The 12,408-nt window shown below is 62.0% G+C and carries 13 protein-coding genes; 7 read left to right on the forward strand and 6 right to left on the reverse strand.

The window, feature by feature from the left end; translation table 11 throughout:
- Both chrA and WFR25_RS08970 read right to left on the reverse strand, forming a co-directional pair.
- A complete protein-coding gene (gene chrA, locus WFR25_RS08965) occupies positions 1 to 1,305 on the reverse strand; it encodes a chromate efflux transporter (protein ID WP_336970285.1) in 1,305 nt (434 codons plus the stop codon).
- A gap of 160 nt (positions 1,306 to 1,465) precedes the next feature.
- Positions 1,466 to 1,828, reverse strand: a complete 363-nt coding sequence (locus tag WFR25_RS08970) for a winged helix-turn-helix transcriptional regulator (protein ID WP_336970286.1) — start codon at positions 1,826 to 1,828, stop codon at positions 1,466 to 1,468.
- 105 nt (positions 1,829 to 1,933) lie between these two features.
- Between WFR25_RS08970 and WFR25_RS08975 the strand changes: the two genes are divergently transcribed.
- A complete protein-coding gene (locus WFR25_RS08975) occupies positions 1,934 to 2,545 on the forward strand; it encodes an NAD(P)-dependent oxidoreductase (protein WP_336970288.1) in 612 nt (203 codons plus the stop codon).
- A 21-nt stretch (positions 2,546 to 2,566) separates the two neighbouring features.
- Here the strand turns inward: WFR25_RS08975 and yghU are convergent, their stop codons facing one another.
- Positions 2,567 to 3,436: a glutathione-dependent disulfide-bond oxidoreductase gene (gene yghU, locus WFR25_RS08980; protein WP_336970289.1), complete on the reverse strand. Its 870-nt coding sequence runs from the start codon at positions 3,434 to 3,436 to the stop codon at positions 2,567 to 2,569.
- An 87-nt stretch (positions 3,437 to 3,523) separates the two neighbouring features.
- Positions 3,524 to 3,949 carry a universal stress protein gene (locus WFR25_RS08985; RefSeq protein WP_336970290.1) on the reverse strand — a complete coding sequence of 142 codons (426 nt, stop codon included), beginning with the start codon at positions 3,947 to 3,949 and terminating at the stop codon, positions 3,524 to 3,526.
- Between the two features lie 395 nt (positions 3,950 to 4,344).
- Here WFR25_RS08985 and groES point away from each other — a divergent pair, with 395 nt between their 5' ends.
- Complete coding sequence (gene groES, locus WFR25_RS08990) at positions 4,345 to 4,632, forward strand: co-chaperone GroES (RefSeq protein WP_336970291.1); 288 nt, start codon at positions 4,345 to 4,347, stop codon at positions 4,630 to 4,632.
- 52 nt (positions 4,633 to 4,684) lie between these two features.
- Positions 4,685 to 6,331: a chaperonin GroEL gene (gene groL, locus WFR25_RS08995; RefSeq protein ID WP_336970292.1), complete on the forward strand. Its 1,647-nt coding sequence runs from the start codon at positions 4,685 to 4,687 to the stop codon at positions 6,329 to 6,331.
- Positions 6,332 to 6,499: 168 nt separating this feature from the next.
- On the opposite strand, the gene WFR25_RS09000 is transcribed toward groL, so the two are convergent.
- Positions 6,500 to 7,192 carry a GNAT family N-acetyltransferase gene (locus WFR25_RS09000; protein WP_336970293.1) on the reverse strand — a complete coding sequence of 231 codons (693 nt, stop codon included), beginning with the start codon at positions 7,190 to 7,192 and terminating at the stop codon, positions 6,500 to 6,502.
- Positions 7,193 to 7,203: 11 nt separating this feature from the next.
- On the opposite strand from WFR25_RS09000, the gene WFR25_RS09005 reads away from it, so the two are divergent.
- Together WFR25_RS09005 and WFR25_RS09010 are read left to right on the forward strand one after the other, a co-directional pair.
- Complete coding sequence (locus WFR25_RS09005; protein WP_336970294.1) at positions 7,204 to 7,692, forward strand: MarR family winged helix-turn-helix transcriptional regulator; 489 nt, start codon at positions 7,204 to 7,206, stop codon at positions 7,690 to 7,692.
- Between the two features lie 115 nt (positions 7,693 to 7,807).
- A complete protein-coding gene (locus WFR25_RS09010; protein WP_336970296.1) occupies positions 7,808 to 9,799 on the forward strand; it encodes a putative bifunctional diguanylate cyclase/phosphodiesterase in 1,992 nt (663 codons plus the stop codon).
- A 30-nt stretch (positions 9,800 to 9,829) separates the two neighbouring features.
- On the opposite strand, the gene WFR25_RS09015 is transcribed toward WFR25_RS09010, so the two are convergent.
- Positions 9,830 to 10,714 carry a crotonase/enoyl-CoA hydratase family protein gene (locus WFR25_RS09015; protein WP_419723198.1) on the reverse strand — a complete coding sequence of 295 codons (885 nt, stop codon included), beginning with the start codon at positions 10,712 to 10,714 and terminating at the stop codon, positions 9,830 to 9,832.
- Between the two features lie 347 nt (positions 10,715 to 11,061).
- Here WFR25_RS09015 and WFR25_RS09020 point away from each other — a divergent pair, with 347 nt between their 5' ends.
- Both WFR25_RS09020 and tgt read left to right on the forward strand, forming a co-directional pair.
- Positions 11,062 to 11,202, forward strand: coding sequence for a hypothetical protein (locus tag WFR25_RS09020; protein WP_336970300.1), 141 nt, complete (start codon positions 11,062 to 11,064; stop codon positions 11,200 to 11,202).
- A 59-nt stretch (positions 11,203 to 11,261) separates the two neighbouring features.
- Positions 11,262 to 12,407 carry a tRNA guanosine(34) transglycosylase Tgt gene (gene tgt / locus WFR25_RS09025; RefSeq protein WP_336970302.1) on the forward strand — a complete coding sequence of 382 codons (1,146 nt, stop codon included), beginning with the start codon at positions 11,262 to 11,264 and terminating at the stop codon, positions 12,405 to 12,407.
- Position 12,408: the final 1 nt, after the last annotated feature.

Below are 12,408 nucleotides of genomic sequence, written 5' to 3' on the forward strand. Positions count from 1 at the left end.
CTAGCCGATCTGGCTTAACCCCAATCCCGCCAGCGCACATAGGGCCAGCACCGTCACTACGCCGCGTTTCAGGGTGAAGATCATCACCGCCGCCAGCGCGCCGATGACCGCGACGCGCCAGTCGAGGCTGGACCAGTCCGGCACATAGAATCGAACTGGCCCCATCCGGCTGTCCGTGACCCGTGTAAACAGGACATGCAGGGCGAACCAGACCGTCAGGTTGGCGATCACGCCCACCACCGCCGCCGTCACCGCAGCGAGGGCGGCCTGCAGGCGCTGCGCCTTTTCCAGCCGCTCCATCCAGGGCGCGAAGGCGAAGATCCACAGGAAACAGGGCGCGAACGTGACCCATGTGGTGAGGGTTGCGCCCAATATTCCGGCTAGCAGTGGGCTGAATGGGGCGGGCGCACGGAACGCGCCGAAGAAGCCGACAAATTGCGTCACCATGATCAGCGGGCCGGGCGTGGTTTCGGCAAGGCCCAGCCCGTCCGCCATTTCGCCGGGCGAGAGCCAGTGGAAGGACTGGACCGCTTCCTGCGCCATATAGGCCAGGACCGCATAGGCGCCGCCGAAGGTGACGACGGCGAGTTGCGAGAAGAAGAGGCCGATCCGCCAGAGAATATGATCGGGACCAAGAAACAGCAGGACCGCTGCCATCGGCGCGGCCCAGATGGCCAGCCATAGCGTGACCGTCCGCACTGTCGCAGCGATGGGTAGCGAGGTATCGGCGGTCGGGGCGACGCCAGCCCCGTGCATCTTCAGCCAATCGGGGTGCGTCCGCGCGAGCATCATGCCGATGGCGCCCGCGCCCAGCACGACCAGCGGGAAGGGCAGGTCGAAGACGAAGAGCGCGAGGAAGGCGGCGACGGCCAGGCCCAGCTTGAAGGGCGTGTTGAGTGCGCGCTTGCCGATGCGGATCAGCGCCTGGACGACGATCGCCAGCACCGCCGCCTTGATTCCCAGAAACAGCGCCGCAACTGGTCCCAGCCGGGCGGCATAGGCGTAGAGGATGGATAGGGCGAGCATGACCAGCGCGCCCGGCAGCACGAACAACAGTCCAGCCGCCAGCCCACCCTTTGCCCCATGCAGTCGCCAGCCGATCCAGGTGGCGAGCTGCTGGGCTTCCGGTCCCGGAAGCAGATGGCAGATGTTGAGCGCGCGCAGGAAGCGCCCTTCGTCCACCCAGTTGCGGTCCTCCACCAGTTCCTTGTGCATCAGGGCGATCTGCCCGGCGGGGCCGCCGAAGCTCAGAAAGCCGATGCGAGCGAAGACGCGGACAAGATGTGGGAAGTCTGGGTGCGGCACGTCTGTTCCCCCGCCGGACGACAAGGCCCGGACGTAAAAGCCGCAACACTTGGGCGGGGAACGCCTGATCGGGAGGTTGCCGTGCCCCGATGCCCTATTGTGGCGCGAACTTGGCCGGGGATCAAGCGGCATGGAGCGGCGCTCAGGCGGCGAGCATGTCCTATGCGGCATCATGGGCGCGGCGGGCGGCCATGATCTGCCCCACATGACTTTCGGCCCAGCGAGTGATGTCGGTCAGCAGGCCGATCAGACCGCTCGCCAGCGGCGTTAGCGCATATTCGACCGTCACCGGCACGGTCGGAAAGGCGGCGCGGCTGACCAGGCCATCGCGTTCCAGGCTCTTCAACGTTTGGGAGAGCATTTTTTGTGAGATCGCACCGATGCGCCGACGCAGATCGTTGAAGCGCACCGGCCCCTCGGCCAGCGTCAGCAGGATCAGCACAGCCCATTTGTCACCGATCCGATCAAGGATATGTCGGGTCGGGCAGTCGGGATCATAGGCATCGCCAACGAGGAGTGTCATGGTGGTATCCTTGGCGAAACCAGGTGAGAGAGAAGTGCCTTCTTGTGACGTTAGTATCATAATCGCTATCTGGTTTCTATTGGTAACCATATAGGAATGCATGAGATGAGGATAGCGATCATTGGTGGTTCGGGGCGGGCCGGGCAGGCCATCAGCGCGGAGCTGGCAGGGCGCGGGCATCAGGTGACGGCAATCTCTCGCCACCCCGAAAATTCGGTCAAGGACGCAGCGATCAGGGCGGTTGCGGGGGACGTCAATGACGGAGAAGCACTAACGAAGCTGCTCGCGGGACATGACGTGGTGGTGAGTGCGGTGATGTTCTCCGACACCGACCCCGCCGCGCTGGTCGATATCGTCCGCGCGTCGGGCGTGCCGCGCTATCTGGTCGTGGGCGGGGCGGGTAGTCTGGAGGTCGCGCCGGGCGTGCCGCTGGTCAGCACGGCTGAATTTCCGAAGGAATATCTGACCGAAGCGACGCGCGGAGGCGCCTTCCTCGACTATCTGCGTGGTTTGAAGGACATCGACTGGACCTTCCTGTCGCCCTCCGCATTGTTCTTCGTCGGCCCACGCAAGGGAGTGTTCCGGTTGGGCGGGGACCAGTTGATCGTGGATGGTGAGGGCAACAGCAGCATCTCCTATGTGGACTATGCCATTGCCCTCGCCGACGAGATCGAGGTGCCGCGCCACAGCCGGGCGCGTTTCACCGTGGGCTATTGACGCAAAGTGCCGGGGGCGGCGTCAGGCTGCCCCCTCCAGCTTGTCCTGCGTCTTCGTACTGAAGTCGCTGGCGTCATGCCGTTCATGGAGTTGTTCCGATAGAGAGCCGCTTGTCCGGTTGACTATACGACCGCGCGCCACGGCGGGGCGGGCGTCGATCTGCCTCGCCCAGCGCATCAAGTTGGTATAGCTTTGCGCCTCCAGAAACTCGGCGGCTTCATAGGCGCGGTTCAGGGCGATGCCGCCATACCAGGGCCAGATGGCGATGTCGGCGATGCTATATTCGTCGCCGCCGACAAATTCCGTTTCCGCCAGCCGTCGGTCGAGCACGTCTAACTGGCGCTTCACTTCCATCGTATAGCGATTGATGGGATATTCGAACTTCTCCGGCGCATAGGCATAGAAATGGCCGAAACCGCCGCCGAGCATCGGCGCGCTGCCCATCTGCCAGAACAGCCAGGACAGAGCCTCGGTCCGCTTGGCTGGATCGGTGGGCAGGAAGGCGCCGAACTTCTCCGCGAGATAGAGCAGGATCGAACCGGATTCGAATACGCGCTGTGGTACCGGACCGTTACGATCGAGCAGGGCGGGGATCTTGCTGTTGGGATTTACCGATACGAAGCCGCTGGAAAACTGGTCGCCTTCACCGATGCGGATCAGCCAGGCATCATATTCTGCGCCCGTGTGGCCCGCAGCCAGCAACTCTTCCAGCAGGATCGTCACCTTTTGTCCATTGGGCGTGGCGAGCGAATAGAGCTGGAGCGGATGCTGGCCGACAGGCAGATCCTTGTCATGGGTAGCTCCGGCGATCGGGCGGTTGATATTGGCGAACTGGCCGCCATTGGCCTTGTCCCATTTCCAGACGCGGGGCGGGGTATAGCTGTCGGTCATGCGGCGAATGCTCCCATGCGAAGAATAGGCTTCGCAGGTAGGAAGCGGAGGCACGCGCCACAACCGTACCCCCGCAGCTTTTATACTTCAGTGTCTGGCCACCAGTACGCTGACCGGCGAGTGGTGGACGATCGCCGAGGCGTTGGACCCCAGCAGCCGGGATGAGAGCGATGGCTGGTGCGATCCGATGACGATCAGGTCGGCTTTCTGCTCTGCGGCTTCCGCAATCACTTCGTCGCGCACGCGACCGCGCCGGGTGATGAAGCGGGCCTGGCCTTCGTCCACTCCGGCTGCGGCGCACCATTTTCGCATGGTCGCCAGCGCATATTCCTCTTCGCGTGCGTCAAAGTCGCTGACGAGCAACTCCATGTAACGCGAGGGTAAAAAATAGCGGACATAAAGGAGGTGAAGGCGACCCTCGGCTCCTGCGATGGCCGCCGCCCGAGACAGGACGGCCTGTCCGTTTTCGGGATCGTTGACGTCTATCGCAACGATGATGGTGGTAAAACGCATGGTCTTTCCTTCCCGCTTTCAGGTTCCTTCCTATCAACGCAGGGCGATGGGGAAGTGATGCAAGGAACATGAAAATATGCCGGTGGGCAATGACTGGGCGAATGGCCGCAACAATCCCGCAAGCCAACGCGAAGCGGGTGACAGGGCAGGGGAAGGCGGTACAGCGGCCGTATCTGCAAAAAAGGATTCCGGACTGGTAAAAATTTCCACCGTCACGTCTTGACCGGGGAACATATTTTTCCATATTCACGCTGCTGGCACTCTCCATTCAGGAGTGCTAACAGTGAAAAAGTTCATCGGGAGAAGGATAGGGCGACAGGTCGATTCGCGTGGGCATCTGTCCACTGGCCATTCACCCGATCTGATCCCAAAACCCAGAGGGAAAGGCAATCAACATGGCATTTCGTCCGTTGCACGACCGTGTTCTCGTCCGCCGCGTAGAGGCTGAAGAGAAGACTGCAGGCGGGATCATCATCCCCGACACTGCCAAGGAAAAGCCGCAGGAAGGCGAAATCGTCTCCGTCGGTTCCGGCGCGAAGTCGGAAGAAGGCAAGATCACGCCGCTGGACGTCAAGGCTGGCGACCGCATCCTGTTCGGCAAATGGTCCGGCACCGAGATCAAGGTCGATGGTGAAGACCTGCTGATCATGAAGGAATCGGACATATTGGGCATCGTCGCCTGATTTTTCCGACTTTCCGTTTCCAGTTTCTCCCAATCAAAGAAGGTAAAAGATCATGGCAGCGAAGGACGTAAAGTTTTCGCGTGACGCCCGTGAGCGCATTCTGCGCGGCGTCGACATCCTGGCCGACGCGGTCAAGGTGACGCTTGGCCCGAAGGGCCGCAACGTCGTCATCGACAAGAGCTTCGGCGCGCCCCGCATCACCAAGGATGGTGTTTCGGTCGCGAAGGAAATCGAGCTGAAGGACAAGTTCGAGAATATGGGCGCCCAGATGGTGCGCGAAGTGGCCTCGAAGACCAACGACATCGCTGGTGACGGCACGACCACTGCGACCGTATTGGCGCAGGCGATCGTCCGCGAAGGCATGAAGTCGGTTGCCGCCGGCATGAACCCGATGGACCTGAAGCGCGGCATCGACCTTGCCGTCATCAAGGTTGTCGAGGACCTCAAGGCCCGTTCCAAGCCCGTCGCCGGGACCAAGGAAATCGCCCAGGTCGGCATCATCTCGGCCAATGGCGACACCGTCGTCGGCGAGAAGATCGCTGAAGCCATGGAGCGCGTCGGCAAGGAAGGCGTGATCACCGTCGAGGAAGCCAAGGGACTCGAGTTCGAACTCGACGTCGTCGAAGGCATGCAGTTCGACCGTGGCTACCTCTCGCCCTACTTCGTCACGAACCCCGAGAAGATGCAGGTCGAGCTTCAGGATCCCTATATCCTGATCCACGAGAAGAAGCTGTCCAACCTGCAGGCGATCCTGCCGATCCTGGAAGCGGTCGTTCAGTCTGGTCGTCCCCTGCTGATCATCGCCGAGGACATTGAAGGCGAAGCGCTGGCGACCCTGGTCGTCAACAAGCTGCGTGGCGGCCTGAAGGTTGCCGCGGTCAAGGCGCCTGGCTTTGGTGATCGTCGCAAGGCGATGCTGGAAGACATCGCTGTCCTGACCAAGGGCGAAGTGATCTCGGAAGACCTGGGCATCAAGCTGGAGAGCGTTACGCTCGCCATGCTGGGCACTGCCAAGCGCGTCACCATCGACAAGGACAACACTGTCATCGTCGACGGCGCAGGCGATGCCGACTCGATCAAGGGTCGTACCGAGCAGATCCGTCAGCAGATCGAGAACACCACCTCGGACTATGACAAGGAAAAGCTGCAGGAGCGTCTGGCCAAGCTGGCTGGTGGCGTTGCGGTCATCAAGGTCGGCGGTGCTTCGGAAGTCGAAGTCAAGGAGCGCAAGGACCGCGTTGACGACGCACTGCACGCAACCCGTGCGGCCGTTGAAGAAGGCATCGTTCCTGGCGGCGGTACGGCCCTGCTGTACGCAACCAAGGCGCTGCTGGGCCTGAAGGGTGCGAACGACGACCAGACCCGTGGTATCGACATCATCCGCAAGGCAATCGAAGCGCCGCTGCGCCAGATCGCCCAGAATGCGGGCGTTGACGGTGCCGTGGTTGCCGGCAACCTGTTGCGCGAAAATGACGAAACCCGTGGCTTCAACGCCTCGACCGATGTTTACGAGAACCTGGTCGAAGCCGGCGTGATCGACCCGACCAAGGTCGTTCGTGCGGCTCTGCAGGACGCCGCTTCGGTGGCTGGCCTGCTGATCACGACCGAGGCAGCGATCTCGGAAGCACCCTCCGACGACAAGGCGCCGATGGGCATGCCTGGCGGCGGCATGGGCGGCATGGGCGGCATGGACTTCTAAAGTCCGCGCGTCCTGCGCTCTGGTGCAGAAAAATCGAAGGGCCGGCGGAGCGATCCGCCGGCCCTTCTTTGTTCCGTCGTTTAACGACCAATCTCAGTCATTTAGCGAACCGAATACAGTGTTCCAAACCGGACAGACGGCTAGCCACCCCTAGAGGCCCTCAACGGCCTATCGCCCCAGCACCGTCACCCACATCTGCGCGCGCACGGTAAACCCCAGCGTCTCGTATAGCGCGATGGTGGCGGCGTGGTCGGCATAGGCGTGGAGGAAGGGCGTTTCGCCGCGGTCCAGCATTGCCTGCGCGACCAGGCGCATCAGCGCCTTGGCATAGCCTTTGCCGCGATGGTCGGGGTGGGTGCAGACGCCGCTGACCTCCGCGAAGCCGGGCAGGCGCATGCGTTCGCCCGCCATCGCCACCAGTCGTCCCTCTTCGCGAATGCCGATGAAGCGGCCGAGTTGATGGGTATGTTCATGGAAGGGGCCAGGCTTCGTCATCAGTGCCAGCGCGCGCATCTCCGCGCCGTCGGCGTCATTGAGTATCTCGACCGACGGCGTGGGCGCGGTGGAGGGTGTCAGGGTGGTGGCGCTCATCTGCGCGAGCTGGGCTGAACGCAGCAATTGTACGCCTGTCGGTGGCACGAACGGGGCATGCTCGACGATCCACAACTCCCCATCGGACGGCGCGAGCGCGGCGAGAGCGGTTCGGGATGCGTCACTTTCATCCGCCGCCGCACCGAACGGGCCAAAATCAGGGGCGATCCGCAGTGCGCGGCGATCGCCGACTGCCAGCGCGGACCAATTGGCATTCAGCGCATTCCAGACCGGACGGTCGAGAGGATGGGAAGGCAGTGGTTTGAGCATCGGACCCTCAAATGGTTGACGATGGCAACTATCATGGCTTATGCCCGCCCGCAATGGTCGATGTTGTCTCCGCCCTGCGCGCCTTCAATCGCTTTCACACCCGCTTTACCGGTGTGCTTCAGCCCAGCTATATGGACAGCGGTCTGGGCCTTACCGCCGCCCGCCTTCTTTATGAGATTGCGCGGGGGCCTGAACAGGTCGCCGGGCAGGGCATATTGGCGCGGACGCTGCAAGAGCGGCTGGGTATCGACGCGGGCTTCGCCAGCCGCCTGCTACGCGATTTCGAACGCCGCGGCTGGATCGAGCGGCGCAAGGGCGCGGACGGGCGCCAGCGCCCCATCCACCTGACCGATGATGGTCGCGCCTTTTTTGACAGGCTTGAGGAAAAAACGCGCGCGCATGCAGAAGGGCGAATCACCCATCTCGATGACGTGCAACGCGCAGCGCTGATCGCAGCGCTGGGCGAGGTGCGGCGGCTGCTGGGCGACGTAGAGGCCTGACGGTGTGTCGTCCGGGGTGGGGCAAGTCGCTGTCCCCAGCCTGCCGTAGCGTCATACGCGAAGTCGATGTTTCATTTACGAAATGGAAATCATATTTCGCCATCCTGCATGCGACGTGGCAGGCCTATTGACCAACTGGATCGCGCTTCTGCGCGAGCGCTTTGCGCCCGACGATCAGTTCAGCGCTGACGTTCAGGACAGTCTTGTTAAGTCGCTTTACGCGTCGCCCGCTTCGTTGATGATCGGCGCGATTGCCGGTGGCGCACTTGGTATGGTCGTTGCCGTTCATGCAAATCGGCCGGCCATTACGACGATTGCGGTGCTGATTTTCCTGGTTGGCGCCCTCCGGTCGATCTCTGCCGTCTATTTCCAGCGGGAGCTGGCACAGCAGGCGACGGTCAAGCGCATATGGGGCGCAGCCTATGAACTGGGTGCGTGGAGCTATGCCGCGTTGCTGGGCCTGTTGGCGTTCGCCACGCTGGTTCTGACACAACAGGCTTCACTTCATATCTTAAGCGTTTGTCTGGTCGCGGCCTATGCGGGTGGTATTGCCGGGCGCAATGCGGGCCGGGTCAAGATCGCCATCGGCCAGACCTGCCTGGCGCTGCTGCCGACCTGTGCGGGCCTCACCATCGCGGGCGGGCTGGGCTATTGGGTGCTGGCACTGATGCTGTTCCTGATGATCTTCGCAATGGCGGAGATCACGACGACCACGCATCGCATCGTCCTTCAGGCACTTCAGGGCCGGTTCGAAAAGACACAACTGGCCGCGAAGTTCGAGCGGCTGGCGCGCTTCGACAGCCTGACCGGGGTTGAAAACCGGATGGCCATGCAGATGCGCCTGCGCGAACTGTTCGACCGGCGCGAGCGGGCGGATACGGCCATGGCAGTGCTGTGGATGGACATGGACCGCTTCAAGGAAATCAACGACACGCTGGGCCATATCGTCGGCGATCAACTGCTCTGCCAGGTGGCGGAACGATTGACGCAGGCGGTCGACGGCCGGGGGCATGTTGCGCGCTTTGGCGGTGACGAATTCATCCTGATCTGCCCCGGCGCCGATCGGGAGGCGGCACGGCTCATCGGCGAGGATGTGATGGCCGAGTTCGCCTATGACTTCATGGTTGGCGGCTATCATCTGGCGGTCACAGCCTCCACGGGCATTTCGGTGGCGCCCGATGACGGAAACGACGCGGACGAACTGCTCCAGCACGCCGACATGGCGCTATATCAGGCCAAGCATCAGGGCCGCAATCGCATCGCCAGCTTCGACTGGGCCATGAAGGAAAAGCATAACCGCATTTACGAACTGGAGCGGGGACTGCGTTCGGCCATCGCCAATGACGAGCTGGCGGTCCATTACCAGCCGATCTTCGACATCGCGACCGGCCAGATATCCATGTGCGAAGCCTTGCTGCGCTGGACGCATCCGGTCATGGGGCCGATCTCTCCGGGTGAGTTCATTCCGATCGCGGAAAGCACGTCGCAGATCGAGGCGATCACCGCCTGGGTGCTCGATCAGGCATGCCACACGGCGATGCAGTGGGAGGATCATGTGCGCGTGGCGGTCAATATTTCGCCTGCGCTCATCAAGACGGAGGGACTTTCCGGTGCCGTGCTCACGGCGCTGGTGCGTTCAGGCCTCGCCGCGCGTCGGCTGGAGCTGGAGGTCACCGAATCAATATTTCTGGAGGATAGCGGCCGCACCAGTCTGGTGCTGGCCGAATTGCAGCGGATCGGCCTGCGGCTGGCGCTCGACGATTTCGGCACGGGCTATTCCTCGCTCGGCTATTTGCGCGACTATGCATTCGACACGATCAAGGTGGATCAGAGCTTCATGCGGGACATTGGCAAGAATCCGCGCGACCAGGCCATTGCCCGGTCCGTCGCGGACCTTGCCCGCGCGCTCCATTGCGAGACCGTGGCCGAAGGCATCGAGAATGAGGAACAACTGCGCTATGCGCGCGAAGCCGGGTTCACCAATGTCCAGGGATATATGCTGTGTCGCCCGATCCCGGCCAACCAGTTGCTGGACATCATGGGGCGCAAGGAGGACATATTGGCCCGCGCTGTGATCAGCATTCGTGAGGCGCGCAAGCGCGCGTGAGGGTGCGCGCGGTCGGGTTCCGCTTTCCGACTATTGCGTCAGCCGTGTCTGCGCGGATGCCAGCCGTCGCATCAATTTCAAATCTCTGGGGTCGAGTTTAAGGGCAGTCGCGGCCCAGTTTTCGACAATGTCCTTCAATTCATCATAGAGCAGCGGATCGACGCGGCGGCCCGCGTCGAACACGCCCATATAGCCGGCATGATGCCGACGCGTGCGTGCAATATAATCGCGCACGGCCGCCTCACCTTCTCCATCCTCAACCAGCACGGTGACGATGCCCATGTCGTGCATTTCCTCCGCTGTGTAGACCTTGCCGGACAACAGCATCCGTTCTGCCATGGCGCGGCCCAGCTTGCGCGCCAGGATCGAATAGGCGCCCATGCCGGGGAACAGGCCGAACAGCATTTCGGGCAGGCCGAACTTTGCGCTGCGTTCGGCAACGACCACATCAAAGCACAATAACGCCTCGAACCCGCCGCCCAGCGCGTCGCCTTGCGCCAGTGCCACGCTGATGACCGGGGCGTCGGCATTGCGCCAGGCGCGGTGGACGACGTCAATACAGGCATGGCCATAGCGGATGAGGGCGTCGAGATCCTGTCGTTCGATGGAGGCTGCGAAATGTTCAAGGTCGCCGCCCAGGTTGAAGACGCCGGGGAAGCGCGATCCCAGCACCATATATTTGACTGGCAGGACACCGGCGTCGGACAGCCGCTTTGTCTCGGTCTGCCACAGATGGATGTCGCGCAGCAGCTTCAGATTATAGTTGGGGCGATCAAGCGGGGTCATGAAGGCCCAAAGCGTGTCGATCTCCGCCTCCCAGCGCACGTCGATCTGCCCCAGATCGAACAGCTGCGATGGCTGTCCGTCGGCAAAATTCGTCCGTTCCGTATCGGAAGTGCGAGTCTGTTCGACCATAGCCTCCATCTGCGTCGCCGCGTCTGGGTCCATCCCATTATCGGACAGGTTAAAATGTCCTGAATCAATCATCTGCGCCCCCGCATTTTTCTATTGTCGGAGGAGAACAGGGACGCCTCGTTGATGCAATCTCTCTTGCGATCAGTTGCAGGCGTTAACCTTCTTTATTGGGCAGTGTGGCAAGTGAGGCGCATAAAAAGCGAAGGAAATCGTAGCCTCGTTGCGAAAATGCAACAAGGCCCTGCCGGTTTCTCATTTTAACAATGGACAACAATCCATTGTTAACCTTTATTAATTACCAAGACTGTGTGCGAGATAATCCAAACACTTCTTACCATGTGTCCTTGATGCTGCACGATTCGCTGGGGCAGACCTGGTCGGTTTCACTGTCGGCGGATTGCCTGCGTTTCATCGGCAGCTACAAGCGGGTGGAAGGGTTTGATATCCATGCCACGTTGCGGGTCGAGGGTATCAGCCGTCAGGCCTGAGGCTGGGCTCCATGCGCGGCCATCTTGTGCGCTGGGGCGTTCAATCCTAGAGCGCGCTCATGTCTTCTCCATCAACTGACCGCCCCCGTTTCGCCTTTTCCATCGCCGCAATCGACGGCAAGGCGCGCACCGGTACGCTCGCCATGCGCCGTGGCGACATCCGCACCCCTGCTTTCATGCCGGTCGGCACCGCCGCGACGGTCAAGGCGATGCGCCCGGCCGAAGTGCGCGCGGCGGGCGCCGACATCATATTGGGTAACACCTATCATCTGATGCTGCGCCCCGGCGCGGAGCGAATGGCGCGGCTGGGCGGATTGCATGGTTTCATGGGCTGGGATCGGCCGATCCTGACCGATAGTGGCGGCTATCAGGTGATGAGCCTCAGCGCGCTGACCAGGCTGACCGAGCAGGGCGTCGCCTTTTCCAGCCATATCGACGGGTCGAAGCATATGCTTAGCCCCGAACGGTCCATGGAAATTCAGCGCCTGCTGGACAGCGACATCGTCATGGCGTTTGACGAATGTACCAAGAATGGCTGCACCCATGACGAGGCGGCGACTTCGATGGAGCGTTCGATGCGCTGGGCGAAGCGGTCGCGCGACGCCTTTGACGCGGGCGGCGATCATGCCGAGCGGGCGGCGCTGTTCGGTATCCAGCAAGGATCGCTGAATGAAGAACTGCGCCGGATTTCGGCTGAAAAACTGATCGAGACGGGCTTTGACGGCTATGCCGTGGGCGGCCTGGCGGTGGGCGAGGGGCAAGAGGCGATGTTCGCCACGCTCGACTTCGCGCCCGACATGCTGCCTGCCGACCGGCCCCGCTACCTGATGGGGGTGGGCAAGCCCGACGACATTGTTGGCGCGGTCGAGCGGGGAATCGATATGTTCGATTGCGTCTTGCCGACGCGCAGCGGGCGTAACGGTCAGGCCTTTACCTGGGCTGGCCCGCTGAATATCCGCAACGCACGCTTTGCCGAAGATACCGGGCCGATCGACCCACGCTGCGGTTGCCCCGTCTGCTCAACCTGGAGCCGTGCCTATATGCATCATCTGGTGAAGGCCGGGGAAATGCTGGGCGCCATGCTGATGACGCAGCATAATATCCATTTTTACCAGGATTTGATGGGGGCCATCCGCGAGGCGATCGGTGAAGGGCGCTTCGCCACCTTCGCCGCTGATTTCCGCCGCGACTATCAAAAGGCCTGAT

The sequence above is a fragment of the Sphingobium aromaticiconvertens genome (assembly GCF_037154075.1).
Taxonomy (GTDB): domain Bacteria; phylum Pseudomonadota; class Alphaproteobacteria; order Sphingomonadales; family Sphingomonadaceae; genus Sphingobium; species Sphingobium aromaticiconvertens.

Bases quoted from the DNA above. Each gene is read 5' to 3' on its own strand.
- WFR25_RS08970 (WP_336970286.1), bottom strand. From the start codon at position 1,828: ATGACACTCCTCGTTGGCGATGCCTATGATCCCGACTGCCCGACCCGA.
- WFR25_RS08975 (WP_336970288.1), top strand. From the start codon at position 1,934: ATGAGGATAGCGATCATTGGTGGTTCGGGGCGGGCCGGGCAGGCCATC.
- yghU (WP_336970289.1), bottom strand. From the start codon at position 3,436: ATGACCGACAGCTATACCCCGCCCCGCGTCTGGAAATGGGACAAGGCC.
- WFR25_RS08985 (WP_336970290.1), bottom strand. From the start codon at position 3,949: ATGCGTTTTACCACCATCATCGTTGCGATAGACGTCAACGATCCCGAA.
- groES (WP_336970291.1), top strand. From the start codon at position 4,345: ATGGCATTTCGTCCGTTGCACGACCGTGTTCTCGTCCGCCGCGTAGAG.
- groL (WP_336970292.1), top strand. From the start codon at position 4,685: ATGGCAGCGAAGGACGTAAAGTTTTCGCGTGACGCCCGTGAGCGCATT.
- WFR25_RS09000 (WP_336970293.1), bottom strand. From the start codon at position 7,192: ATGCTCAAACCACTGCCTTCCCATCCTCTCGACCGTCCGGTCTGGAAT.
- WFR25_RS09005 (WP_336970294.1), top strand. From the start codon at position 7,204: ATGGTTGACGATGGCAACTATCATGGCTTATGCCCGCCCGCAATGGTC.
- WFR25_RS09015 (WP_419723198.1), bottom strand. From the start codon at position 10,714: ATGGTCGAACAGACTCGCACTTCCGATACGGAACGGACGAATTTTGCC.
- WFR25_RS09020 (WP_336970300.1), top strand. From the start codon at position 11,062: ATGCTGCACGATTCGCTGGGGCAGACCTGGTCGGTTTCACTGTCGGCG.
- tgt (WP_336970302.1), top strand. From the start codon at position 11,262: ATGTCTTCTCCATCAACTGACCGCCCCCGTTTCGCCTTTTCCATCGCC.